Source organism: Caulobacter sp. (genome assembly GCF_035254145.1).
Classification (GTDB): domain Bacteria; phylum Pseudomonadota; class Alphaproteobacteria; order Caulobacterales; family Caulobacteraceae; genus Caulobacter.
This window is the reverse complement of record NZ_DATFAV010000126.1, coordinates 25,098-48,115: the sequence shown is the minus strand read 5'-3', so window position 1 is coordinate 48,115 and position 23,018 is coordinate 25,098. Positions and strand designations below refer to the sequence as shown.

Sequence of the window (23,018 nt, the reverse complement as noted above, 5' to 3'; positions counted from 1 at the left end):
CGCCCTGGCCCGGAGGCTTCAGGCTGTAGGTGCCGCTCTCGTTGGTGACGCGGTAGGCGTTGCCGTTAACCCCCTTCAGGCCGTTCGGGTTCGAGAAGGTGGCGACCGCGACCTGGGCGATCCGGCGGGTGACGCCGTTGTCGAAGATGGCCGAGACATAGCCGTCCTCGTCGACCTCGATGTTGGTCAGGTTGCCGAAGGCGGTGCCGTTGGTGTTGACCGACTGGACGACCGACTGGCTGTTGTACTGGGTCAGGCCGCCGGCGGCGCTGGCCAGGTCGATCTGGACGTCCTGGGTGTCGATGCCGAGGGCGTCGGCCCAGGTCGGCGGCGTCACGAGCGGCGGAACCAGCGGGGCGGTGCCCGAAGCCCGGATCGAGATCGAGGTCGGGTTGGTGCCGCCGAACAGGTTGCCGGTGCTCTGCAGCTTGCCGTCGGTGGTGAAGGTGACAATGCCCGTGCTGATCTGGCCGTTGGCGTTGTTGGCCAGATCGCCCGGCTTGGCGCGCAGTTCGGCGTACCACTGGTTCGGACCGGGGCCCTTCAGCAGCGACAGGGTGACGGTGCGCTGGCCGCCCTTGGAGTCCGACAGGGGGATCTGGACTTCGAAGTCCGGCTTGACGCCCTTGGTGTTGTCGGCGGCGTAGTCCGACATCGACCAGGTGGTCGGATCGTACAGCTTGCCCACCTTGGCGTCGGCGTCGGTGTCGATGCCCAGCGCCGTCAGGTTGACGGTCGTCGCCGGGGCGCCCGTGTCGATGTCCATCGTGGTCAGCGAACCCGAGGCGACGGCGGCGGCCTTCGGTTTCAGGGTCGAGCTTAAGATCGCGCCGGTGCCCGGATCGTAGCCCACGATACCCGTGGCGACGACGACCCCGTTCTCCTTGACGTCCACCTGGTAGCGGTTCTCGGCGGGCGCGCCGACCGGGTTGGCGATGCCCGTCGAGCTGTAGACCACGTCGTAGTTGTGGCTGACGGCGGGGGTGGCGCTGTCCAGCACGCCCGTCTTCGACGGGTTGCCGGCGGTGCCGACCTTGTACGACACGGCGGCGGCCACCGGCTGCTCGGAGCGCAGGTTGGCGTTGATGCCGACGCGGGTCGTCTTCTCGGCCGTGCCGCCGACGGTGCCGACGTTGATCGACGACAGTTGCATCAGGTCCGACGGGTCGGGCGTGATCGTGCCGGTGACCGGGTCGGCCAGCCAGCCTTGCAGATAAAGGCCCGCGTCGTTGCGCAGGTAACCCAGGCTGTCCAGCTGGAACGAGCCGGCGCGGGTGAACGAGCGGGTGTCGGTGGCGGTCAGGTTCTCGGGCTTTTCGGTGGCGACGAAGAAGCCCGCGCCCGAGATTGACAGGTCCAGGTTCGAGGTCGTGGACTGGGTCAAGCCCTGTTGGCTGATGAACTGGTGCGTCTGGGCCTTCACGCCGCCGGCGCTGTAGGTCTGGTTCTTCGAGCCGGAGGTGACCAGGGTCGAGAAGTTGGCGCTGGAGCGCTTGTAACCGACCGTGTTGACGTTGGCGATGTTGTCCGAGATCGCGGCCAGGGCCGAGGAGTTGGCGACCAGGCCGGAGACGCCGGCGAGCATGGCGCTGTTGATGCTCATGACTGAATTCCTGCTCTAAAGGGGTTTCGAGGGTTCAGCGCTGTTTGCGTTTGGGTCCGGGGGAAGACCGTCTTCCGGGGACCGCGTCGGCGTCGTTCTGACGCCCGTTCGATAGTCGGATCAGGCGGACTTGGAGTCCGTCTTGTCGGTGGTGCTGGCGGTGGCGGTGATGCCGATGACGTTGTCGATGGGGACGGCCTCGCCGTTGATGATGACCTTGGCCTGGCCGGTGGAGTTGTCGACCGCGGTGACGACGCCCTCGGTCCGGCCCTTGATGTTGGAGACCTTGATCTCCTTGCCGTCGCCGCCCTTGGCCTTGACGTTCGCGGTGTAGACACCGCCGTCGGCCAGCTGGACGCCGGAGTCGTCCTTGCCGTCCCAGGTGAGGGTGTGGTCGCCGCTCTTCTGGTCGTCCGGCGTCAGGGTGCGGACCACCTTGCCGGCGGCGTTCTTGATCTCGACGGTCAGCGACGTGGAGCCGCCCGCCTGGGTCCAGGAGAAGGCCGCCTTGCCGTTCTTCAGGGTGGAGCTGTCGGTGGTGGCGGTGACCGTCTTTCCGATCATGGACACGCCTTCCGACAGGCCCGTGCCGGTGTTCATGCCGACCAGCGCCGCCAGCAGGTCGTTGGTGACCAGTTGCTGCTCGACCCCCGTCATCTGGGTGATCTGCTGGGTCATCTGGGTCGTGTCGGTCGGCGACAGCGGGTCCTGGTTCTTCAGCTGCGTGGTCAGCAGCTTCAGGAAGGTCTCGGTGTTGCTCGCCATCGACGTCCGACCGTTATTGATCCGGTCGAGAACGGATTTGGTGCTCTGGGAAGAGACGGGCATCGCCATGGGCGTTTCCTAGATCCGGATGTCCAGACCGCTGTCGGCGGCCGTCTTCAGGCCGGGCAGCAGGTCGGAGGGGGTGATGGCGATCTCGTCCTCGGCGGTCATGGCGGCCTGGAACGCGCGGCCCGAAAAGGCGCGCTGCCCCTGGTCGCCCCAGCCTTCGAAGGCGAAGAAGGGGTTCTGGCCCTGACCGCCGTTCTGGCTGGACACGTCGAAGCTCAGGGCGTTGTCGGCCACGTTGAAGCCGGCGTCGACCAAGGCCTGGCGAAGCTCGCCAGCCTTGTTGCGCAGCTCCTGGGCGGCGTGGGCGGTGTCGAACCGCATCGAGGCGGTCAGGGCGCCGTCGCGCGCGATCTCGATGCGCACGTCGACCTTACCCAGGCCGTCGGGCGTCAAGGCCACGTCGAAGCGGGTGGTCTTGGCGTCGGCCTTCTTGACGATCTCGGCGGAAAGAGCCGCGACGGTTTCGGGCGAGCCGCGCACGGGCGCCGGGGCGGCGGCCAGCGACGATGCGCCGGCGGCCTGGGCCGGGGCCATCGGAGGCGGCGCGGTCGTCGGCGTGATGTCGACCGCGGCGCTGGCGGCGGCCGGGGCGTCGACGACGGCGGCGGCGATCTTGTCCGAACCCTTGGCGTCGGCGCTGGTCTCGCCGCCGCTCGCGGTGTTGTCCGTGGCGACCGCGGTCACGGCCTGGGCGGTTTCGACCGCGACGGCGTCGACGGCCTTGGCCTGGGCGGCCAGCGGCGTGGCCGGCTTGGGAGCGTCCGCCGGCTTGGCGGTCACGGCGGCTTCGGGGGCGTCCGCGGCCTCGGCCACGACCTCGGCGGCGACCGTCTCGACGACCGTGGCGGTCGCGGCGGGCTCGACCACGACCGGCGCCTCGACGGTCGGGGCGGCCGGTGCGGTCACCTGGACCTGCGGCGGGGCGACGGCTGCGGCTTTCGGCGTCTCGACCGGTTTGGCGACGGCGGGCTTGGCGGCGTCCTGCGCGGCGACCGGCGCCTCGAGGACGGGCTGATCATCGGCCGCGACCGGCGTGGCGTCGGCGTCGGTCAACTGGCTCAGAGCCTCGAACGCGGCGGCGTCCACCGCCGCGCCCTCGGTGGCGGCGACGGCGACCTGAGCGACGGCCTGGGCCGCGGGCTGGGCGGCCGGCTGAGCCTGAACGGCGGGCTGGGCGAGGGGCTGGGTGTTGTCGGCGACGGTCGGCGCCGCGACCGGAGCGTCCGTCGTCACCTGCAGGGCGGCGGCGAAGGCGGCGGGCTGATCGCTCGTCGCGGCGGGCGCCTCGAGCGCCGGCGCGGGCTCTGTCGTGGCCTGCGCCTGGACCGTGGCTTGCACCGGAGCGCTCATGGCCGCGATCAGCGCGGCGGCGGCGGCGGCGGCCTGGGCGGCCGCGTCGACCTGGGTCGCGTCCTGGCCCGAAACCGTATCGGCGACCTGTTCGGCGGCTTCGGCCTTGTCGGCCTTGTCGGTGGCGGCGTCCGTCCGGTCGGCGGCGGCTTCGGCTTTATCCGAGGCCCGGTCGGCGGCCCGGTCAGCAGCCTTGTCGGCTCGCGCATCCTGAGCCGCGTCGGCGCGGTCGTCCGCGCGATCGGCGGCCGCGGCGTCGGACTTGGCGTCGGACTTGGCAGGCTTCTTGGCGGCGCGGACGTCGTCGTCGCGAGCGTCGCTCTTGGAATCGGCGCGGGAGGACTGAGTGTTGGACGACTGGGCGCGGGGCGCGGGCTTGTCGTCGTCGCGACCGGCGATGGCCAGCAGCGCGTCGAAACCGTCATTGGCCGTCTTGGCGCCGACGGCCGGGGTCGGCGCGGCGGGAAGAGCGGCGGTGGGTGCGGCGATCGCGGTCATTCGCAGTCGAAGCTCGGGTTGGGCGACGGTCCATGACGAACACGCCTTTGCCGCCTCTCCCCAGCAACGGTCGGGCCAACTCGCCAAACCACCAGTATCATATTGATTTTATTGATATTAATTCCTCGTTTACAAACAAAATCGGGCGCCGAGCGGCGCTTTTTGCCGAGCGCCAGTGGTCGGTGATGACCGGAACTGCCGCGTCGGCGGGTCGCGCCCCGAGTTGGCGCCGTCCTTGCGCATGACCACTCGTCGAATTTCCGACCACCGGAACACTTCGCCATGAAATTCAATGGCTTGGCATATATCGGGATCCTGATCCCCACCGCACCCCGGCAAGTTTCGCCGGGCAAGGGCGCGTCCTGCGTTGCGCGGTTTGCCGAGCTGAAGGGGGTCCCCGCATGTCGCTAAACGCGATCATGAGTACGGCGACGTCCGGCATGATGGCCGCGCAGACGGGTCTGCGCGTCACGTCGGACAACATCGCCAACGTCAACACCCAGGGCTACGTCCGCAAGACGATCAGCCAGTCGAACATGCTGTCCAACGGCATGGGCGTCGGCGTCAGCATCGACGCCATCAAGCGCGCGACTGACCGCTTCCTGCAGTCGGCCAGCCTGAACGCCGCCTCCGACGGCGGTCGCGCCGCGGTGATCTCCCAGTCCCTGAACAGCGTCCAGGAGCTGTTCGGAGACCCGACGACCAACGACAACTTCTTCTCGACGCTGGACGACATCTTCACGGCCTTCTCGTCGGCCCAGGACGATCCCTCCTCGGCCCTGCTGCGGACCCAGGCCCTGACGCGCGTCAGCGACTTCCTCAGCGAGTCCAGCCGCATCACCTCGTCGATCTCGAAACTGGGCAAGGACGCCGACACCCGCATCTCGGGCGACGTCGATCGGGTCAACGACCTGCTGAGCCAGATCGACGGGCTCAACACCGACATCACCCGGGCCAAGGTGGCCGGCGCGGACGCCACCGGCGCCGAGAACGTCCAGAGCGGCCTGGTCGACGAGCTCTCCAAGCTGATGAACGTCCAGGTCACGCCGCGCAACATGGGCGGGGTGGTCGTGCGATCGACCGAAGGCCTGCCGCTGGCGGGCGACGGCGCGGCGAAGATCACCTACCAGACCTCCGCGACGGCGACCGGCTACCTGACCGTTCAGCTGGCCAACGGCTCCTTGATCCCTACGCCGCTGAACATCTCCAGCGGGGAGATCAAGGGGCTGATGGAGGTGCGCAACACCGAGCTGGTCAATCTGTCCGACCAGCTGGGCGAGTTCACCTCGCGCGCCGCCGAGGAAATCAACCGCGCCGCCAACGCCGCCTCTTCGGTCCCGGCCGCCACCACCCTCACCGGCCGCGACACGGGTCTGGACGCCCAGGCCGCCATGACCGGTTTCACCGGCAAGACCACGATCGCCCTGACCGACTCCAGCGGCGTCATCCAGCGACGGATCGACATCGACTTCGACGCGGGCACGATGAGCATCAACGGCGCGGCCGGCCCCGCCTTCACGCCGGCCAATTTCACGACCCAGCTGAACGCCGCCATGGGCGGCATGGGCACGGCGGGCTTCTCGGGCGGCGCCCTGTCGCTGTCGGGCGTGGGCGGTCTGGGCGTGGCCCTCGCCGACGACCCCACCACGCCGTCGAACAAGGCCGGCAAGGGCTTCAGCCACTATTTCGGCCTCAACGACATCGTCCGCACCAACGGCTACTCGCCCTACGAGACGGGCCTGACCGCGACCGATCCGAACGGCTTCACCTCGGGCACGATGACCATCCGCCTGACCGACGTCGAGGGCGGCCGGATCCGGGACGTGGTGGTCGACGCCCCGGTCGGCGGCACCATGCAGGACATGCTGGACGCGCTGAACTCCCGCGCGTCGGGCGTGGGCCTCTACGGCCAGTTCGCGTTGAACGCCAAGGGCCAGATCAACTTCAGCTCCAACACCACGACGCCGGTGACGATGTCGGTGGTGGCCGACACCACCGAGCGCGGCGTCGGGGGCCCCTCGGCCAGCCAGCTCTTCGGCATCGGCCCGGCCGAGCGCAGCACGCGCGGCGAGAAGTTCTTCGTCAATACGGCGATGGACCAGAACCCCAGCCTGCTGCCTTTCGCCCAGTTGGACCTGACCCAGGCCGTCGGGGGTAACGCGGCCCTGGCGATCGGCGACGGTCGCGGGGCCCTGGCCCTGGCCAAGTCCGGCGAGAACACCACCAGCTTCTCCGCCGCCGGCGACGCGTCTCCGGCGACCATGACCGTCTCGCGCTACGCCGCCGACTTCAGCGGCTCGATCGCGCGCAAGTCCGCCACCGCCGACAGCCGCAAGGACTCCGCCGAGGCGGTGTCCGGCGAGATCAACAGCCAGCGGCAGTCGGAAGAGGGCGTGAACCTCGACGAGGAACTGATCAACCTGACGACCTACCAACAGGCCTTCAACGCCTCGGCCCGCCTGATCCAGGCGACCAAGGACATGTTCGAAGTGCTCACCGGAATTGTGGGGTAAGCCATGACCCGTGTCTCGACCGTCCAGAACTACAACGTCATGACGTCCAACCTGATGCGGGCTCAGATCCGCCAGAGCGACGTGGGCGCGCAGGTCTCCAGCCAAAAGGTCGCCACCGACCTGAAGGGCTACGCCAAGAACGCCGAGATGTTGACCGCCATGCGCGGGACCCAGACCAAGATCGCCGGGCTGATGGACCAGAACAAGCTGGTCAACAACCGCTTGGCGATGCAGGACAGCGGCATCGGTCGCGTGGCCGACTCCACCAAGTCGGCGCGCGAGGCCGTCGCCAACGCCCTGGCCGCGGGCAAGGCCACGACCTTGATGCAGCAGCTGCAGGCCGCGTTCGGCGACGTCGTCCAGGGCATGAACACCAAGGCCAACGGGCTTTATGTGTTCTCGGGCGCGCAGACCGACGTGGCGACGACCTCGGCCACCAGCATGGCCGACCTGACCCTGGCCCCGTCGACGGCCTCGCTGTTCCACAACGACCAGTACATCACCACCAATCGCGTCGACGAGCAGACCAGCGCCAAGACCGGCGTCCTGGGCGACGCCCTGGGCACGGGGGTGTTCGACGCGTTCAAGCAGATCCAGGCCTATGTCGACGCCAACGGTCCGTTCACCGGCAACCTGACCGACACCCAGGTGACCTTCCTGAAGGGCCTGCTGCCGACCTTCGACGCGGCCTATTCCGGCGTGGTCGACATCCAGGGCAAGAACGGCGTCACCCAGAAGCGGTTCGAGGCCGCCCAGACCGACCTGCAGAACCAGGCCGACACCCTGACCGGCATGGTCGGCGGCATCGTCGACGCCGACATGGCCGAGGCGGTCACGCGACTGGAGTCGGCCAAGCTGGCCGTCCAGGCGTCGGCCCAGGTGTTCAGCAGCCTGCAGCAATCCTCGCTGCTGAACGTCTTGAAATAGGTCGAAACCTCGCAAAACCGGCCCCCAACCGCTATATGGCGGCGATGAGCGCCGACCTGCTGACCAAGACCGACCCTTCCGACGCCGACCTGCTTGTCGCGCGGGCGGTGGAGCAGGCGCGCGCCGCCGTCGGCCTCCCGGAGGGAACGCGGATCGTCGCGGCCATGTCCGGCGGGGTGGACTCCACCGTCACGGCCGCCTTGCTGGCCCGCGCCGGCTATGACGTGGTGGGCGTGACCCTGCAGCTCTACGACCACGGCGCGGCGATCTCGCGCAAGGGCGCCTGCTGCGCCGGCCAGGACATCCTGGACGCCCGCATGGCCGCCGAGCGCATCGGCATCCCGCACTATGTGCTCGACTACGAAAGCCGGTTCCGCGAGCAGGTCATCGAGGACTTCGCCGACGCCTATCTGCGTGGCGAGACGCCGATCCCGTGCGTGCGCTGCAACCAGACGGTCAAGTTCCGCGACCTGCTGGACGTGGCCCGCGACCTGGGCGCCGAGGCCATGGCCACCGGCCACTACGTCCAGCGCGCCATGCCCGCGAACGGCGGCAATCGCCCGCAGCTGCGCCGCGCCGCCGACCCGGCCAAGGACCAGAGCTATTTCCTGTTCGCCACCACGCGCGAGCAACTGGACTTCCTGCGCTTCCCGCTGGGCGGCATGGACAAGCCGACCGTGCGGGCCGTGGCGGCCGGCCTTGGCCTTTCCATCGCCGACAAGCCCGACAGCCAGGACATCTGCTTCGTGCCCGAGGGCAAGTACACCACGGTCATCGACCGCATCCGGCCGCAGGGCGCGGAAGCCGGCGACATCGTCCACCTGGACGGCCGGGTGCTGGGTCGCCACGAGGGTGTGACCCGCTACACGATCGGCCAGCGCCGGGGGCTGAACGTCGCCGTCGGCGACCCGCTGTTCGTGGTCCGCATCGACGCCGACAAGCGCCAGGTGATCGTCGGCCCGCGCGAGGCCCTGCTGACCGCGGCGCTGACCCTGAAAGAGGGAAGCTGGCTGGGCGGCCAGGACAGCCTGGAGGCCGCCGCTCAGGACGGCCAGCCGGTGCTGGCCCGCGTCCGCTCGACCCGCGAACCGGTCCCCGGCCGCCTGACCCTGCTGGACGGCGAGGTCGCGGTGGCCTTCGACGGCGTCGAGGAGGGCGTCGCCCCCGGTCAGGCCTGCGTGCTCTATGATCCGGCCGATCCCGGGCGGGTGCTGGGCGGCGGCTTCATCGCTCGGGCCGTTCGGTCGATGGACCTTTCGCCGGCGTAACCGGCGGATCGAATGGCGGCCTCCCGGGTTGTGCAAGGACATCCCACGGAGGCCCCGCATGCTTCGATCCTTGCTCATCGGCCTGTCGGCCGGCTCCCGCGCCCTGACGCCCCTGGCCACCGTCAGCGAGGCCGCGCGCGGCGGCCATCTGGCCGAGGCCAATCCTGCCGTCCGACTGCTGGCCCATCCGCTCTTCGCGGCGGGCTCCAAGACCCTGGCGGCCGGCGAGCTGTGGGGCGACAAGCTGAAGTCCGCCCCGGACCGCGTCGTCCCCGCCGGCATCGCCGCACGACTGCTGGCCGGCGGCCTGGCCGGCGCGGCGCTGGCCCCGCGCAAGCGGCTTCTGCTGGGCGCGGCCCTTGGCGCCGGCGCGGCGGCCGCGGCGGCCTACGTCACCTTTGGCGCGCGGATGAAGGCGATGCGACGCTGGGGTCAAACCCCGACCGGCCTGGTCGAGGACGCCCTGACCGTCGGCGCGGCCCAATGGGTGGTGCGGGGGGCGAAGTGACCAAGCCCTCCGAGGGCGTTCAGCGCCCGGGCCCGCCGCCTCGCCCCTCTAGTCCCCCCGCCGAACCCACGGCGGCGGCCACGGCCGAGGGCGTACGCCGCCAGCGCCGACACATAAAGACGCTGACCGGCGAAGATCCGCTGCGCGGCGGCGTGGCGGACTAGAACCTGCGGCGTCTTGACGCTGGTTCGCGTCGTAACGTTCACACGGCCTTCACCATGACCGCGTCAAACTGGCGCCACGATGCAGATATCGCAGATCTCGACGCGTGATGCTGGCCGTACATCCGTCGCCTACCCAGGCGGCCTCGCCGCGGCGGCGGCGGCGCTGAACGACACCAGCGGCGCCGTCGGACTGGACCAGCAGTTAAGCGCCTATCACGCCCTGGCCAGTCGCTGGAACGGCGCCGGCTTCGCCGAGCGCGCGAACCTCACGCAGGCGCTGACCGAGTCTCCGTTCGCCAAGACCATTCAATCGGCGCTCAACACGTTCACGCGCGCGGCCTGGGCCGGAGCCGACGCGGTTCCGCCCGCGCCGCAGCAACGGGCGCTCACCGCGTTCGACGGCCTGTCCGAGACCGACCAGGCGATCATCGCCTCTCTGCAGGTCGGCGTCAGGGACAGCCAGGGCCCCAGCTCGGTCGCCGACTATCGAGGCCGCTTGCAGGCCGATCTGGAAAGCGCCCAGCCCGCACCGGCCGAACCGCGCGACAGCATCACGCTCTCGGCCGAGGCCCAGGCCCGCCTCGCCGGCGGGGCGGCGCCGGACTCCGCCCCCGCCACGCCCGTGGACGCCACTCCGGAAATGGCCGCCGCGATCAGCGCCTACGGCAAGGTCGCCCGCTAGGGCGCGGACCGGACGGGCTCAGACGATCTCGTCGAACGACAAGCCGATCCGGAACAGGCAGTAGCCGGTCTCGTCGACCAGCCTGGCGACGTCGGGATTGGTGTCGCCCCGCTCGCGAACGCGGGTGAAGCGCCAGTCGGCTTCGTTCGCTTCGCCGGGAAACGGCGCGCCCTCCGCGGTCACCAGCCGGTAGGTCGGCTTCGTGCGATGGACGTGGAAGCGATAGCTCACTCGGCCGCCGTCTTCACCGCCTCGAGCGCCTCGCCGACCGTGAGCCCCTGGGCTTTCCGAGGCGTGCGCTCCAGGTCGCGGCGCTGGACGACCTCGCCGCATTCCTCGCAGGCCAGGACCGGGTGGAAGGCGCAGCCGCAGCTCTTGTGGGTGAACAGCACCGGCGAGTTGTCGCGGCCATAGACGTGGCGGTCGCCCCACTCGGCCATGGTCAGCAGCACCGGCGACAGGGCCAGCCCCTTCTGGGTCAGCCAGTATTCGTGGCGCGGCGGGCGTTCGGAATAGCGCCGCGTCTCCATGACGCCATGAGCGACCAGGCTCTTGAGCCGCGCGGCCAGGACGTTGCGGGCCACGCCCAGGCGCTCCTGCCACTGCTCGAAGCGCTTAACCCCGGCGAAGGCGTCGCGGAGGATCAGCAGGGTCCAAGGATCGCCCACGACTTCGAGCGTGGCGGCGACCGAGCAACGTTCATTGGTGTAGTCAGCTGTGCGGCCCATGACGCGAAGGTGAGGCGTTCCGCGAGGGAAAGCAAGAGAGTTGCGTTTGAATATGAACCATAGTAGGTTTTTATTCGCAATTGACTCTCTCGGTTATTGCACACTGGCGAGGAGCGGCCGACGATCCCCCGTCGATCTCTCCTCGCCCCTTTCTCATCACTTTCTCGCGGCCCTCTTGCGCATGGCGGGGTGATGAGGGCCTATCTCGCCTCAAAACACGTTCCGGGAGCCTAAAACATGTCCGCCGCCGATCCTATCGTCATCGTCTCCTACGCCCGTACGCCGATGGGCGGCTTCCAGGGCGCGCTGGGCGGGGTGAAGGCCACCGAACTGGGCGCGGCGGCGGTCAAGGCGGCGATCGAACGCGCCGGCCTGGCGGGCGACAAGGTCGAGCAGATCATCATGGGCTGCGTGCTGCCCGCCGGCCTTGGTCAGGCGCCAGCCCGCCAGGCGGCGCTGGGCGCGGGCCTGCCCCTCTCGGTCGAGGCGACCACCGTCAACAAGATGTGCGGCAGCGGCATGCAGGCCGCGATCATCGCCCACGACGCCCTGGCGGCCGGCTCGGTCGACCTGGTGGTGGCCGGCGGCATGGAGAGCATGACCGGCGCGCCCTACCTGATGGCCAAGCACCGCGCCGGAGCCCGCATCGGCCACGACCAGATCTGGGACAGCATGTACCTGGACGGCCTGGAGGACGCCTACACGCCGGGCAAGCTGATGGGGGCCTTCGCCGAGGACACGGCCAAGGACTATCAGTTCACCCGCGAGGCGATGGACGACTACGCGACCCGCGGTTTGGCGAAAGCCAAGGCGGCCATCCAGAGCGGCGCCTTCAAGGCCGAGATCACGCCGGTGACGGTCACCTCGCGCAAGGGGACCGAAGTCGTCGACACCGACGAACAACCGCTGAAGGCCGATCCGGCCAAGATCCCGACCCTGCGCCCGGCCTTCGCTCGCGACGGCGGGATCACCGCGGCCAACAGCTCTTCGATCAGCGACGGCGCCGCCGCCCTGGTCATGACCCGCGAAAGCGTCGCCAAGGCGCTCGGCCTGCCGATCGTCGCGCGGGTGGCCGGCCACGCCGCCCACGCCCATGAGCCGGGCCTCTTCACCACCGCCCCCGTGCCGGCGATGAAGAAGGCGCTGAAAAAGGCCGGCTGGGAGGTCGCCGACGTCGACCTCTTCGAGGTCAACGAGGCCTTCGCCGTCGTCGCCATGATCGCCCAGCAGGAGCTCGGCATCCCGGAGGACAAGCTGAACGTCAACGGCGGCGCCTGCGCCCTGGGCCACCCGATCGGCGCCTCGGGCGCGCGCATCCTCTGCACCCTGATCTCGGCCCTGCGGGCGCGCGGCGGCAAGAAGGGGCTGGCCTCCCTCTGCATCGGCGGCGGCGAGGCGACGGCCATGGCGGTGGAGCTGGTCTAAGGCTTAAATCCTCCCCCTAGCGGGGGAGGTGTCGGCTCGAAGAGACGACGGAGGGGGAAGAGGCAGGATCAGCGGCGCTTCCCCCTCCGGTCCTTCGGACCACCTCCCCCGCTGGGGGGAGGATTTGACTATCCCGCAACGCCCTAGCCCTCCCCGCGTTGGAAACTCCATGACCGACATCTTCCGCCACAACCCCGAACTTTCCCGCTACGAGTTGGAGGTCGACGGCCTGCAGGTCGTGGCCGACTACCAGCGCGCGGGTCATCGGCTGGTGATCCCGCACGTCGAGGCCGATCCCGCCCTGCGCGGCACGGGCGCGGCCGGGCGGCTGATGACCAAGGTCGCCGAGACCGCCCGCGCCGAGGGGATGCGGATCACCCCGCTCTGCTCCTACGCGGCGGCCTGGCTGAAGCGGAACGATCCTGACCTGATCGCCTAGCCCCCTCCCCCGACCTCCCCGGCGTTCGCCTCGGAGGTCGGATGAGAGCTACCGCGCGGCGATGAAGGCCACGCGATCCAGCACCTCGGGTCCCGCCGCCGGTCCGGCCGCGTAGGTGAAATGCTCGGCGGTGATCGGCTTGCCGCTCTTGCGGTCGACCAGGATCGGATCGGCGGCCTCGCCCGTCCGCCGGTCGACCAGTTGGCCGGCGATCCCCTCGGTGGCGAAGTGCCGGTTGCCGAAGGCCAGCATCGCCGTCAGCACGCCGCCGAAATCACGCCCCAGGTCCGTCAGCAAGTATTCGTAGCGCGGCGGCCGCTCCTGATAGCGGCGCCTTTCCAGGAGGCCGTTCTCCACGAGGGCCGCCAGGCGCTTGGTCAGGATGTTGGGCGCCACGCCCAGGCTCTTCTCGAACTGATCGAAGCGGGTGAGGCCATGACTGGCGTCGCGCAGGATCAGGAACGTCCAGCCGTCGCCCACACGCTCCAGCGTGCGGCCGACCGGACATTGGGTGGGGGCGCGTTCAGATTTGCTCATGACGAAATATGTGGTCACTAACTTGCGAAAAGCAAGTTACTCCATAGCTAGGGAAACAAGCCGGACCGCTGGGGCCCTGGCGAGGGACTTGAGAGACATGAGCGACAGCAGCAACAAAGGCGTGGTCCTGATCACTGGCGCCTCGACCGGCATCGGCGCGGTCTATGCCGACCGCCTGGCCAAGCGCGGCCACGACCTGATCCTGGCGGCCCGCGACGAGGCTCGCCTGAACGCCCTGGCCGAACGCCTGCGCGCCGAGACCGGCGTCAAGGTCGAGGTGGTCAAGGCCGACCTGACCGACAAGGCCGATCTGGTGAGGCTGGAGGAGCGCCTGGCGAGCGACCCGACGATCGACGTGCTGGTCAACAACGCCGGGGCGGCTGGCTTCATCGGCTTTTCCACCACCGACCGCGACGCGATCGACAGGCTGATCCAGCTGAACGTCACGGCCGTGACCCGCCTGGCGCAGGCGGCCGCGTCGGCCTTCGTGCCGCGCGAGCGCGGAACGATCATCAACCTGGCCTCGGTCGTGGGGCTGATGCCGGAGCTCCGCTCGCCCGTGTACGGGGCGACCAAGGCCTTCGTGCTCTATCTGACCCAGGCCCTGCGCGAGGAATTCCCCGCCGGCGTGCGCCTGCAGGCCGTGCTGCCGGGCGCCACGCGCACCGAGATCTGGGAACGGGCCGGACGCGACGTGAACGACCTGGACCCCAACATGGTCATGGATGTCGACGATCTGGTGGACGCGGCGCTGTCGGGCTTCGACCAGGGCGAACTGGTCACCATCCCGTCCCTGCCGGATCCGGCCGACTGGAACGCCTTCCAGGCCGCCCGAGGCAAGCTGGCCCCGAACCTCTCGCGCCGCTATCCGGCCGATCGGTTCAGGACCGCTTAAGCGCTTGCACCGATGGCGGAAACCTCGCCGGCGCGGCGCTCACTCCCGCGCCGGCGAGTCCGCCCTGACGGCTCTTCACTAGGTTGATGCAGACCAATGAGGCGCCGCCTGGAACGCGAAACTAGAGAGCCTGTCCATTTCGGATCGCGATCCGAAATGGATAGACGGGCTCGTTCTTCAAAGTGTGGAGCGTGGCAGCCGCCGAAATCGCTCCCACTTTCGGCCGCCACGCTCTACGAAAGCACCATCACGACGACGCGGCGGTTCTGGGCTCGGCCTTCGCGCGTGTCGTTAGGCGCCACGGGGGCGTCTTCGCCGTACGAGATCGTGGCCATGCGGTTCAGCGCCACGCCATGCATCGACAGGAACTTGCGAACCGTTTCGGCGCGCTTTTCACCCAGTTCCTCGTTGTAGGTCGGGGCGCCCGAATTGTCGGTATGGCCCTGGATCTCGAGATAGACGTTCTTGTTGTCGGCCTTCAGCTTCTCGGTGAACTCGGTCAGGCGTTGCTCGGCCTCGGGCGACAGGGTCGCGGCGTTGACCGGGAACTTCACCGAGTCGTCGCTGAGCACGAGGGCGTACTGGAATTTGCCCTCGGCGAGCTTGCCGGCCTTGGTCGCGCGGTCGAGCGCTTCCTTGGCGGTCTGGTCCAACTCACCGATCTGGGTGTCGTGAGCGCTGACCCGCTCATTGACCGCCCCGACCTGGGTGTTGACGTACTTCTTGGTCGCGCAGCCGCTGACCGACAGGCCGCCCATCACCAGGGCGGCGGCGACCATCATGGTCTTCGTGCTTGCTATCATTTTGCGTCTCATCCGTAGTTGGCGCGAGCGTCCTGCAACGCTGGCTGTAGCAAAACCGACAGCGGAACTTGGCTAAAGATGGGCGTGATTTCGACGCTTCAAGGCCAAGCTAGACCATTGATTGACCTACACATTTATACTGCGCGCGAGCGCCGGCCACACGATTTGGTTCCACAAAAATTATCCACTTTCGGAGCCCGAAAGCCACGCCAGAAAGGCCTCCAGGGCGGGACTCGCCGCCTTGGATTTCAGCCAGGTCAGCCAGTAGCGCCCCGCGCCGACCTCAACGTCGAACGGCTGGACCAGCCGTCCCTGGGTCAGGTCCCGGGTGAACATATTGGACGGCGCCAAGGCCACGCCAAGACCCTGGATCGCCGCCTCGACCATCACCCAGGAGCTGTCGAACACCGGGCCCCGGATCGGCGGGGGCAAGAGGCCGGCGGCGGCGAACCAGTCGGGCCAGTCGGCGGCGCGATAGCTGCGTAGCAGGGTCTCGCCGAACAGATCCTTGGGCTCGGCCAGCCGCTCGGCCAGGGCCGGCGCGCAGAGGGGGCTCATCGGCGCGGCGAACAGCGGCGCGGCCTGGACGCCGTGCCAGGCCCCGTCGCCAAACCGGATGGCGCAGTCCAGCCCCTCCCCCGCCAGGTCGGCGCGGTTGTTATTGGTGAAGAGGCGCAGGTCGATGAACGGGTTGGCCTCGCGGAAGGCGGGCAGGCGCGGCAGCAGCCAGCCGACCGCGAAGGTGCCGACCACCCCGACGCTCAGGACCTCGGTGACCCGCCCGCCCTCGAACCTGGCCAGGGTGTCATCCAGCCGATCGAACGACTCGCGCACCGAGGGCAGGAGGGCCAGGCCCTCGTCGGTCAGGGCCAGGCCGCGTGGCAGGCGGCGGAACAGGGCCGCGCCCAGCCGCGCCTCCAGCCCCTTCACCTGATGGCTGATCGCCGCCTGGGTCACGCACAGCTCGATCGCCGCCTTGGTGAAGGACAGGTGCCGGGCCGAAGCCTCGAAGGCGCGCAGGGCGTTGAGGGGTAGTTGGGCGCGGTTCATCGATACCCAAAATCATCTAATGCCTGCGCCAAGGTATCGTCGTTTGCGCGCGGAGCCAGCCCCCGGCAGGTTCCCCGGGCAAGGAGACCCGCATGCTGCATCGTAGAACGCTGATAACGGCCCTGGCGGCCGCGCCCGCCCTACTGTCCGCCGCCACGCCGGCCTGGGCCCGCGACCGCGCGATCACGTCGAAAAGCCTTAGCTCACGTATTAACGAATTGGAGCAGGCCAGCCGCGGCCGGATCGGCGTGGCCGTGCTGGACACCCAGGACGGCCGCCGTTTCGCCTGGCGCGGCGATGAACGCTTCCGCATGTGCAGCACGGTGAAGACGCCACTGAGCGCCGCCATCCTGCGCCGCGTCGACCAGGGGCGCGAGCGGCTGGACCGCCGAGTGACCTTCGGCCCCGACGTCCTGATGGGCAATTCGCCGATCATCGAGAAGCACGTCCAGGACGGCATGACGATCGGCCAGCTGTGCGAGGCGACCATCACCGTCAGCGACAACGCCGCGGCCAACCTGCTGTTCGAGGCCCTGGGCGGTCCGAGCGGGGGGCCCGCGGCCCTCACCCGCTTCCTGCGCGCCATCGGCGACCCGACGACGCGCAGCGACCGGATCGAGCCCGCGCTCAACACCGGCGCCCCCGACGATCCGCGCGACACCACCACGCCGACCGCGATCCTGGCGACCTGGAAGACCCTGCTGCTCGGCGACGCCCTCGCCCCGGCCTCTCGCGATCAGCTGACGGCCTGGCTGATAGCCAACAAGACCGGCGACAAGCGACTGCGAGCCGGCCTGCCCAGCGGCTGGCGCGTCGGCGACAAGACCGGCAACAACGGCCGCGACATCACCAACGACATCGCCATCGCCTGGCCGCCGGGCCGCAAGCCCGTGCTGATCGCCGCCTTCCACGATCGCGGCGGAGACGACGACGCCCGCAACGTCGTCCACGCCGAGGTGGCGCGGGCGATCGTGGCGGCGGGGTTGGGACAGCCGAGCTGACCCAGCCGCCCGACGCCGCCTCGCCGGCGACTAGAAGGTCTCGCCGACCATGCGCTCGCTCAGCGCCCACAGGGCCTGGGCGCGGGCTGGATCGAGGGCGTAGGACCGCACGCCGCCGCTCATCTGCGAGTCGCCGTCAACGCGTTCCGCCACGTGGCAGTCCTCGCAGTAGAGGCCGGCGACCTCGTCCGCCGGAGCCACCACGCCGGCCCAGACGCTGGTCGCCGCGCCCTGCGGAATGGTCTTCAGTTCGAAGGGCGGGCCACCCTCGGCCGCGGCCTGGGCGTTCAACCGCTCGATCCATTGCTGGATGAAGGCAGGGTCCAGGTGACGCGACAGTTCGGTCTGGATACCACCCGGATGCACGGCCGTCGCCCGCACGCCGCGGTCCTTGTGACGACGATCGAACTCGACGGCGAACAGGATGTTGGCGGTCTTGGACCGGCCATAGGCCTCGAAGGGGACGTAGTCCGTGGTCTCGAAGTTCGGATCCTCGAGGTTCACGTCCGAGAAGCGGTGGCCCGCCGAGGCCAGCGACACCACCCGCGAACCGGCCTTGAACAGGTTGGCGATGCGGTTGACGAACACGAAGTGCCCCAGATGATTGGTCCCGAACTGGGTCTCGAAACCGTCGGCCGTCTTGCCGAACGGCGGGGCCATCACGCCGGCGTTGGCGATGACCACGTCGAACGGCCGGCCATCGGCGACCAGGGCGTCGGCGGCGGCGCGGACGCTGGCGAGGTCCGCCAGGTCCAGCGCGATCAGTTGCAACGAGCCGCCGCCCTGGGCGGCCGCGTCGCGGACAACGGCGGTGGCGCGCTCGGCCTTGGCCAGATCGCGGGCGGCGCCGACCACGTCGGCGCCGTGGGCGGCGAGAGCTCGGGCGGTCTCCACGCCCAGGCCGGCCGAGACCCCCGTGACCAGCACGCGCTTGCCGGTGAGGTCTACGCCGTCCAGAACGTCGTCGGTGGTGGATTTGGCGCCGAATTGTTGGCTCATGGCTCTCTCGTCCCTTGCAGGATTGTTGTGCGAGCCCATCCGCGGCATTAAATGGAGGATGGCTCCGAATATATATTCGGAGGGACCCTCCGCTTTTCAAGGCCGATGTCCGAAGATTCCAAGATCAAGGTCCGCAAACCCCGCGCCGACAGTCTGCGCAATCGCGAGTTGCTGCTGACCGCGGCCAAGGCGGCGTTCAACGAGGCCGGCGCGGACGCTCCGCTGGAGGACGTCGCGCGGCGGGCCGGCGTGGGCATCGGCACGCTCTACCGCCACTTCCCCACCCGCGAGGCCCTGGTGGCGGCGGTCTACGCGCGTGAGATCGAGCAGTTGGCGGCGTCGGCCGACAACCTGCTGTCGGAGCGCCCCGCGGGCGAGGCGCTGGGCGCGTGGCTAGATTTGCTGATCGACTACATGGCCACCAAGCGCGTGGTGGCCCCGGCCCTGCGCGCCGACCCCGGCGAGGGGTCGCGGGTCTATGCGAGCTCGGGCCCGACCGTCCTGGCGACGCTGCAGCGCCTCACCGACGCCGCCCATGAGGCCGGAGCGATCCGTCCCGACATCGGCTTCGAGGACATCCTCCGGATGATGAGCGGCCTCAGCGTAGGCTACGAGCAACCCGACTGGGAAGCCGGGGCGCGAAGGCTGCTGAGCGTGATGATGGCGGGGTTGCGGGCGGCTTAAGGCGCTCGCCTACGCCCCCTCCTCATCCACATAGATCACCACGGGCTTGCCGCGCGACAGCGGCTCCCAGCCGGCCTCGATGGCCGAGGCGATGGCCTTGGCGACGACGCGGACGGGGATCTGCGAGGGCTTCAGCGGCGGCGCGCTGAACTTGGGCTTGGGGCCGGGCGGGAACTCGATCATCGCCTCGCGCTGGCCCTCCTTGTGGCGCACGGCGATCACCTTGCCGTGGCGCTCGGACGGGTCATAGGACCACTGCGGCAGGCGGTGCAGCCGCCAAACATAGGGGTCTCCGTCGACCTCGATGTCGAATTCCGTGATCAGCTTGTTGGGTTTAGCCATGAGCGGAGATAGCGCGAAGGGCGGGCGAGAAAAAGGGCTGCACTGCACGCCATTCCTTCTCCCCTTGCGGGAGAAGGTGTCAGCGAAGCTGACGGATGAGGGGTCGCCCAGACGAAAACCGCCGCGACCAACGGAAAAGCCGGTCGCGGCGGATCCTGTCTTCAACCCCTCATCCGACCCCGGCTTTCGCCGGGGCCGCACCTCTCCCGCAAGGGGAGAGGGGCTCATAACTTCTACTGCAGCGTCGCCTTGCCGAACGACAGCTGCCCATCCTGCACCCCGACGGCGATGACGCCGCCGTCCTCGATCTCGCCGGCCAGGAGCTTGCGGGCGATCGGGTCGACCAGGTCCTTCTGGATCACGCGCTTCAGGGGGCGCGCGCCATAGACTGGGTCGTAGCCCTTGTCGGCCAGCCAGTTCAGGGCCTCGGCGTCGAGGGCCAGGCTCATGCGGCGGTCGGTCAGCAGCTTCTCGACCCGTTGCAGCTGGATACGGACGATGTCGCCCATGTTGTGGCGCGACAGGCGCTTGAACAGGATGATCTCGTCGATCCGGTTCAGGAACTCGGGGCGGAAGTGGCCGCGCACCATGTTCATCACCATCGGCCGGACGGCCTCGACGTCTTCGCCTTCCTCCTGGCTGGCCAGGAACTCGGCCCCGAGGTTGCTGGTCATGATGATCAGCGTGTTGCGGAAGTCGACCGTGCGGCCCTGGCCGTCGGTCAGGCGACCGTCGTCCAGCACCTGCAGCAGCACGTTGAAGACGTCCGGGTGGGCCTTCTCGATCTCGTCGAACAGCACCACCTGGTACGGACGCCGGCGCACGGCTTCGGTCAGCGCCCCGCCCTCGTCGTAACCGACATAGCCGGGAGGCGCGCCGATCAGGCGGCTGACCGAGTGCTTTTCCATGTACTCGGACATGTCCATCCGGGTGATGGCCGCTTCGTCGGCGAACAGGAACTCGGCCAGCGACTTGGTCAACTCGGTCTTGCCGACCCCTGTAGGACCAAGGAACAGGAAGCTGCCGATCGGTTTGGACGGATCCTGCAGGCCGGCGCGCGCGCGGCGGACGGCGTCTGACACGGCGGTCAGCGCCTCGTCCTGACCGACCACGCGACCGCGCAGCTGGTCTTCCATCTTGAGCAGCTTCTCGCGCTCGCCTTCCAGCATCTTCTCGACCGGAACGCCGGTCCAGCGGCTGACGACGGCGGCGATCTGTTCGGCGTCGACGACCTCGGGCGTCAGGGCGGCGGTGTCGCCCTGCTCGGCGTCGGCCAGGCGCTTCTCCAGGGCCGGGATCTCGCCGTACTGGATCTGGCCGGCGCGGGCGAAGTCGCCGGCGCGCTGGGCGTTGGCGAGATCGGCGCGCAGGCGGTCGAGGGCCTCACGCGCTTGCGCCGCGCCGCCGACCTTCTCCTTCTCGGCCTTCCACTTGGCGGTCATCTCGTCGCTGCGGAACTGCAGGTCGTCGATTTCCGTCTCGAGGTTTTCCAGGCGCTGCCGGGAGGCCGCGTCGGTTTCCTTGGACAGGGCCTCGCGCTCGATCTTCAGCTGCACCAGGCGGCGGTCGATCTCGTCCAACTCCTCGGGCTTGGAGTCGATCGCCATGCGCACGCGGCTGGAGGCCTCGTCGACCAGGTCGATCGCCTTGTCCGGCAGGAAGCGGTCGGCGATGTAACGGTTGGAGAGCGTCGCGGCGGCCACGATGGCGCTGTCGCTGATCCGCACGCCATGGTGGACCTCGTACTTTTCCTTCAGGCCGCGCAGGATCGAGATGGTGTCCTCGACCGTGGGCTCCTGCACGAACACCGGCTGGAAGCGACGGGCCAGGGCCGCGTCCTTCTCGACGTGCTTGCGGTATTCGTCCAGCGTGGTGGCGCCGACGCAGTGCAGCTCGCCGCGCGCCAGGGCGGGCTTCAGGAGGTTGGAGGCGTCCATGGCCCCGTCACTCTTGCCGGCCCCGACTAGGGTGTGCATCTCATCGATGAACAGGATGATCGAGCCCTCGGCCGCCGTCGTCTCGGCCAGGACCGCCTTCAGGCGCTCCTCGAACTCGCCGCGGTACTTCGCGCCGGCGATCAGGCTGCCCATGTCCAGCGAGAGCAGCTTCTTGTCCTTCAGGCTTTCGGGCACGTCGCCGTTGACGATGCGCAGGGCCAGGCCCTCGACGATGGCGGTCTTGCCGACGCCGGGCTCGCCGATCAGGACGGGGTTGTTCTTGGTGCGGCGCGACAGGACCTGGATCGTGCGGCGGATCTCCTCGTCGCGGCCGATCACGGGATCCAGCTTGCCGTCGCGGGCCGCCGCCGTCAGATCGCGGGCGTAGCGCTTGAGCGCCTCGTAGCCTTCCTCGGCGTTGGCGCTGTCGGCGGTGCGGCCCTTGCGGATGGCGTTGGCGGCGGTCTCCAGCGATTGGGCCGAAGTCCCGGCTTCCTTGAACAGCTTGGCCGCCTCGCCGCCTTCCTTGGCGACGGCGATCAGCAGGCGCTCGGTGGTGACGAAGGCGTCGCCGGCGGTCTTGGCGGCCTTCTCGGCCTCGGCGAAGACGCGGGCGGTGTCGGGCTTCATGTAGAGCTGGCCGCCGGCGCCGTCGACGCGCGGGGTCTTGGCCAGCAGGGTCTCGACGCCGCCGTCCAGCTGGTCGGGGCGGCCGCCAGCGCTCTGGATCAGGGCGCGGGAGAGACCGTCCTTCTCCTCGAGCAGGACTTTCAGAATGTGTTCGGGCGCGAATTGTTGATGGCCCCGCGCGAGCGCCAGGCTCTGGGCCGATTGGACGGCCTGTTTGGCGCGGTCCGAATAGAGATCAATGTTCATGGTGTCCCCTCCTAGGCGGATCTGAACGCGTCGCCTTGAGCAAGCGCAACACGTCCTGAGCGGCATGTAGGTGTGGCTGATCGGCCACACAAGAGCCCCCCACACGGGCAATGGACCGCGAGGCCCGCTACCAGCCCCGCGCGGTGAGATAGCGCTCCAGCTCGGCGATCCGCACGGCGTCGGAGGGGTGGGTGGACTCCAGGCCGCCGCCCTTTCCGCCGTCCATGGCCTCCATGTTGCGCCACAGGGCCACCGCCTCGCGGGGACGATAGCCGGCCCGCTGCATGACGTCGACGCCCAGGCGGTCGGCCTCCAGCTCCTGCTTGCGCGAGAACGGCAGCAGCACGCCGTACTTGGCCGCGTCGCCGCCATGGTCCTTGAGCAGCTTGCCGAAATCGGTCCCGCCCGCGGCCGCGCCGGCGATGCCCAGCAGGATCTTGGAGGTCGTCTCCTGCGAGACGCGCTCGGCGGCGTGGTGGGCGATCACGTGACCAGCCTCATGGCCGATGACGGCGGCCAACTGGTCGTCGTTCTGGACCATCGCCAGCAGGCCCACGGTGACGCCGACATGGCCGCCCGGCAGCACGAAGGCGTTCGGCGCCTCGTCCAGGAACACCGCGTAATCCCAGGGCCGGTTCGCCAGGCCCGCCGCGGTGATCACCCGCTGGCCGACCGCACGCACGCGTTCGTTCTTGCGCGGCTCCTTGGAGACGTAGCCGGTTCGCAGGGTGTCGGCCCAGGCCTTCTCGCCATCGGCGGCCAGGCTGTCGTCCTTGACGATCAGCAGCTGGTCACGGCCAAGATCGGCGTTGTAGGCGCAGCCGGACAGCGCGCAGGCGGCGGCGAGGAGCAGCGGAACGGTCAGGCGGTTCAGGCGCATGGCTGCGAACAGTGTTTCCAACTCGACACATCGCCTTATCGGCGGCCAACGATGCGCGCGCAACCGGCGCGAGCC

23 protein-coding genes and 1 pseudogene are annotated in these 23,018 nt (G+C 69.1%); 11 read left to right on the top strand and 13 right to left on the bottom strand.

The features are described 5' to 3' along the window. The 3 genes from VJ655_RS07530 to VJ655_RS07520 all read right to left on the bottom strand — a co-directional run. On the bottom strand, window positions 1–1,603 hold a 1,603-nt coding region (locus tag VJ655_RS07530; RefSeq protein ID WP_324110449.1), incomplete at its 3' end, for a flagellar hook-basal body complex protein. Window positions 1,604–1,723: 120 nt separating this feature from the next. After that, the gene (locus tag VJ655_RS07525) at window positions 1,724–2,437 is read right to left on the bottom strand and encodes a flagellar hook assembly protein FlgD (protein ID WP_324110448.1); all 714 of its coding nucleotides are present in this window, start codon (window positions 2,435–2,437) and stop codon (window positions 1,724–1,726) included. Window positions 2,438–2,446: 9 nt separating this feature from the next. Beyond that, window positions 2,447–4,285, bottom strand: coding sequence for a flagellar hook-length control protein FliK (locus VJ655_RS07520; protein WP_324110447.1), 1,839 nt, complete (start codon window positions 4,283–4,285; stop codon window positions 2,447–2,449). Window positions 4,286–4,686: 401 nt separating this feature from the next. Here VJ655_RS07520 and flgK point away from each other — a divergent pair, with 401 nt between their 5' ends. From flgK to VJ655_RS07490, 6 genes are all read left to right on the top strand, one after another. Continuing rightward, window positions 4,687–6,798: a flagellar hook-associated protein FlgK gene (flgK, locus tag VJ655_RS07515; RefSeq protein WP_324110446.1), complete on the top strand. Its 2,112-nt coding sequence runs from the start codon at window positions 4,687–4,689 to the stop codon at window positions 6,796–6,798. A gap of 3 nt (window positions 6,799–6,801) precedes the next feature. Then, entirely contained in the window at window positions 6,802–7,725 is a 924-nt protein-coding gene (locus VJ655_RS07510; RefSeq protein ID WP_324110445.1) for a flagellin, read from the top strand. Window positions 7,726–7,769: 44 nt separating this feature from the next. Continuing rightward, the gene (gene mnmA, locus VJ655_RS07505; protein ID WP_324110444.1) at window positions 7,770–8,993 is read left to right on the top strand and encodes a tRNA 2-thiouridine(34) synthase MnmA; all 1,224 of its coding nucleotides are present in this window, start codon (window positions 7,770–7,772) and stop codon (window positions 8,991–8,993) included. A gap of 58 nt (window positions 8,994–9,051) precedes the next feature. Beyond that, window positions 9,052–9,501 (top strand): DUF4126 domain-containing protein, encoded by a 450-nt coding sequence (locus VJ655_RS07500; protein WP_324110443.1) that lies wholly within the window; start codon window positions 9,052–9,054, stop codon window positions 9,499–9,501. Continuing rightward, on the top strand, window positions 9,498–9,665 hold the full coding sequence (locus VJ655_RS07495) for a hypothetical protein (RefSeq protein WP_324110442.1): 168 nt from the start codon (window positions 9,498–9,500) through the stop codon (window positions 9,663–9,665). The genes VJ655_RS07500 and VJ655_RS07495 overlap by 4 nt, the downstream gene beginning before the upstream one ends. A gap of 79 nt (window positions 9,666–9,744) precedes the next feature. Further along, a complete protein-coding gene (locus VJ655_RS07490; RefSeq protein ID WP_324110441.1) occupies window positions 9,745–10,347 on the top strand; it encodes a hypothetical protein in 603 nt (200 codons plus the stop codon). 18 nt (window positions 10,348–10,365) lie between these two features. On the opposite strand, the gene VJ655_RS07485 is transcribed toward VJ655_RS07490, so the two are convergent. Both VJ655_RS07485 and VJ655_RS07480 read right to left on the bottom strand, forming a co-directional pair. Continuing rightward, window positions 10,366–10,578 (bottom strand): hypothetical protein, encoded by a 213-nt coding sequence (locus VJ655_RS07485; RefSeq protein ID WP_324110440.1) that lies wholly within the window; start codon window positions 10,576–10,578, stop codon window positions 10,366–10,368. Beyond that, window positions 10,575–11,075, bottom strand: coding sequence for a helix-turn-helix domain-containing protein (locus VJ655_RS07480; RefSeq protein ID WP_324110439.1), 501 nt, complete (start codon window positions 11,073–11,075; stop codon window positions 10,575–10,577). The genes VJ655_RS07485 and VJ655_RS07480 overlap by 4 nt, the downstream gene beginning before the upstream one ends. Before the next feature lie 237 nt (window positions 11,076–11,312). Here VJ655_RS07480 and VJ655_RS07475 point away from each other — a divergent pair, with 237 nt between their 5' ends. Next, complete coding sequence (locus VJ655_RS07475; RefSeq protein ID WP_324110438.1) at window positions 11,313–12,500, top strand: acetyl-CoA C-acyltransferase; 1,188 nt, start codon at window positions 11,313–11,315, stop codon at window positions 12,498–12,500. Window positions 12,501–12,506: 6 nt separating this feature from the next. Here VJ655_RS07475 and VJ655_RS21055 read toward each other — a convergent pair. After that, window positions 12,507–12,625 (bottom strand): annotated as a pseudogene (locus VJ655_RS21055) (hypothetical protein); the annotation flags it as partial. A gap of 44 nt (window positions 12,626–12,669) precedes the next feature. On the opposite strand from VJ655_RS21055, the gene VJ655_RS07470 reads away from it, so the two are divergent. Continuing rightward, on the top strand, window positions 12,670–12,939 hold the full coding sequence (locus VJ655_RS07470; RefSeq protein WP_324110437.1) for a GNAT family N-acetyltransferase: 270 nt from the start codon (window positions 12,670–12,672) through the stop codon (window positions 12,937–12,939). Between the two features lie 48 nt (window positions 12,940–12,987). On the opposite strand, the gene VJ655_RS07465 is transcribed toward VJ655_RS07470, so the two are convergent. Next, window positions 12,988–13,476, bottom strand: coding sequence for a helix-turn-helix domain-containing protein (locus tag VJ655_RS07465; protein WP_324110436.1), 489 nt, complete (start codon window positions 13,474–13,476; stop codon window positions 12,988–12,990). A gap of 97 nt (window positions 13,477–13,573) precedes the next feature. Between VJ655_RS07465 and VJ655_RS07460 the strand changes: the two genes are divergently transcribed. Continuing rightward, entirely contained in the window at window positions 13,574–14,371 is a 798-nt protein-coding gene (locus VJ655_RS07460) for an SDR family oxidoreductase (RefSeq protein ID WP_324110435.1), read from the top strand. Window positions 14,372–14,604: 233 nt separating this feature from the next. Here the strand turns inward: VJ655_RS07460 and VJ655_RS07455 are convergent, their stop codons facing one another. Both VJ655_RS07455 and VJ655_RS07450 read right to left on the bottom strand, forming a co-directional pair. Further along, window positions 14,605–15,174 (bottom strand): OmpA family protein, encoded by a 570-nt coding sequence (locus tag VJ655_RS07455; protein ID WP_324110434.1) that lies wholly within the window; start codon window positions 15,172–15,174, stop codon window positions 14,605–14,607. Between the two features lie 180 nt (window positions 15,175–15,354). Next, a complete protein-coding gene (locus VJ655_RS07450) occupies window positions 15,355–16,224 on the bottom strand; it encodes a LysR family transcriptional regulator (RefSeq protein WP_324110433.1) in 870 nt (289 codons plus the stop codon). A 92-nt stretch (window positions 16,225–16,316) separates the two neighbouring features. On the opposite strand from VJ655_RS07450, the gene bla reads away from it, so the two are divergent. Then, window positions 16,317–17,225: a class A beta-lactamase gene (gene bla, locus VJ655_RS07445; protein WP_324110432.1), complete on the top strand. Its 909-nt coding sequence runs from the start codon at window positions 16,317–16,319 to the stop codon at window positions 17,223–17,225. Between the two features lie 30 nt (window positions 17,226–17,255). Here bla and VJ655_RS07440 read toward each other — a convergent pair whose 3' ends face one another. Further along, window positions 17,256–18,224, bottom strand: a complete 969-nt coding sequence (locus VJ655_RS07440) for an SDR family NAD(P)-dependent oxidoreductase (protein WP_324110431.1) — start codon at window positions 18,222–18,224, stop codon at window positions 17,256–17,258. A gap of 105 nt (window positions 18,225–18,329) precedes the next feature. On the opposite strand from VJ655_RS07440, the gene VJ655_RS07435 reads away from it, so the two are divergent. After that, window positions 18,330–18,908 carry a helix-turn-helix domain-containing protein gene (locus tag VJ655_RS07435; RefSeq protein ID WP_324110430.1) on the top strand — a complete coding sequence of 193 codons (579 nt, stop codon included), beginning with the start codon at window positions 18,330–18,332 and terminating at the stop codon, window positions 18,906–18,908. A gap of 9 nt (window positions 18,909–18,917) precedes the next feature. Here the strand turns inward: VJ655_RS07435 and VJ655_RS07430 are convergent, their stop codons facing one another. The 3 genes from VJ655_RS07430 to VJ655_RS07420 all read right to left on the bottom strand — a co-directional run bounded on the left by VJ655_RS07430 (window position 18,918) and on the right by VJ655_RS07420 (window position 22,943). Continuing rightward, a complete protein-coding gene (locus VJ655_RS07430) occupies window positions 18,918–19,250 on the bottom strand; it encodes a hypothetical protein (RefSeq protein ID WP_324110429.1) in 333 nt (110 codons plus the stop codon). A gap of 233 nt (window positions 19,251–19,483) precedes the next feature. Beyond that, window positions 19,484–22,063 carry an ATP-dependent chaperone ClpB gene (gene clpB, locus VJ655_RS07425; protein WP_324110428.1) on the bottom strand — a complete coding sequence of 860 codons (2,580 nt, stop codon included), beginning with the start codon at window positions 22,061–22,063 and terminating at the stop codon, window positions 19,484–19,486. A gap of 127 nt (window positions 22,064–22,190) precedes the next feature. Continuing rightward, window positions 22,191–22,943, bottom strand: a complete 753-nt coding sequence (locus tag VJ655_RS07420; protein WP_324110427.1) for a M48 family metallopeptidase — start codon at window positions 22,941–22,943, stop codon at window positions 22,191–22,193. Between the last annotated feature and the right edge of the window lie 75 nt (window positions 22,944–23,018).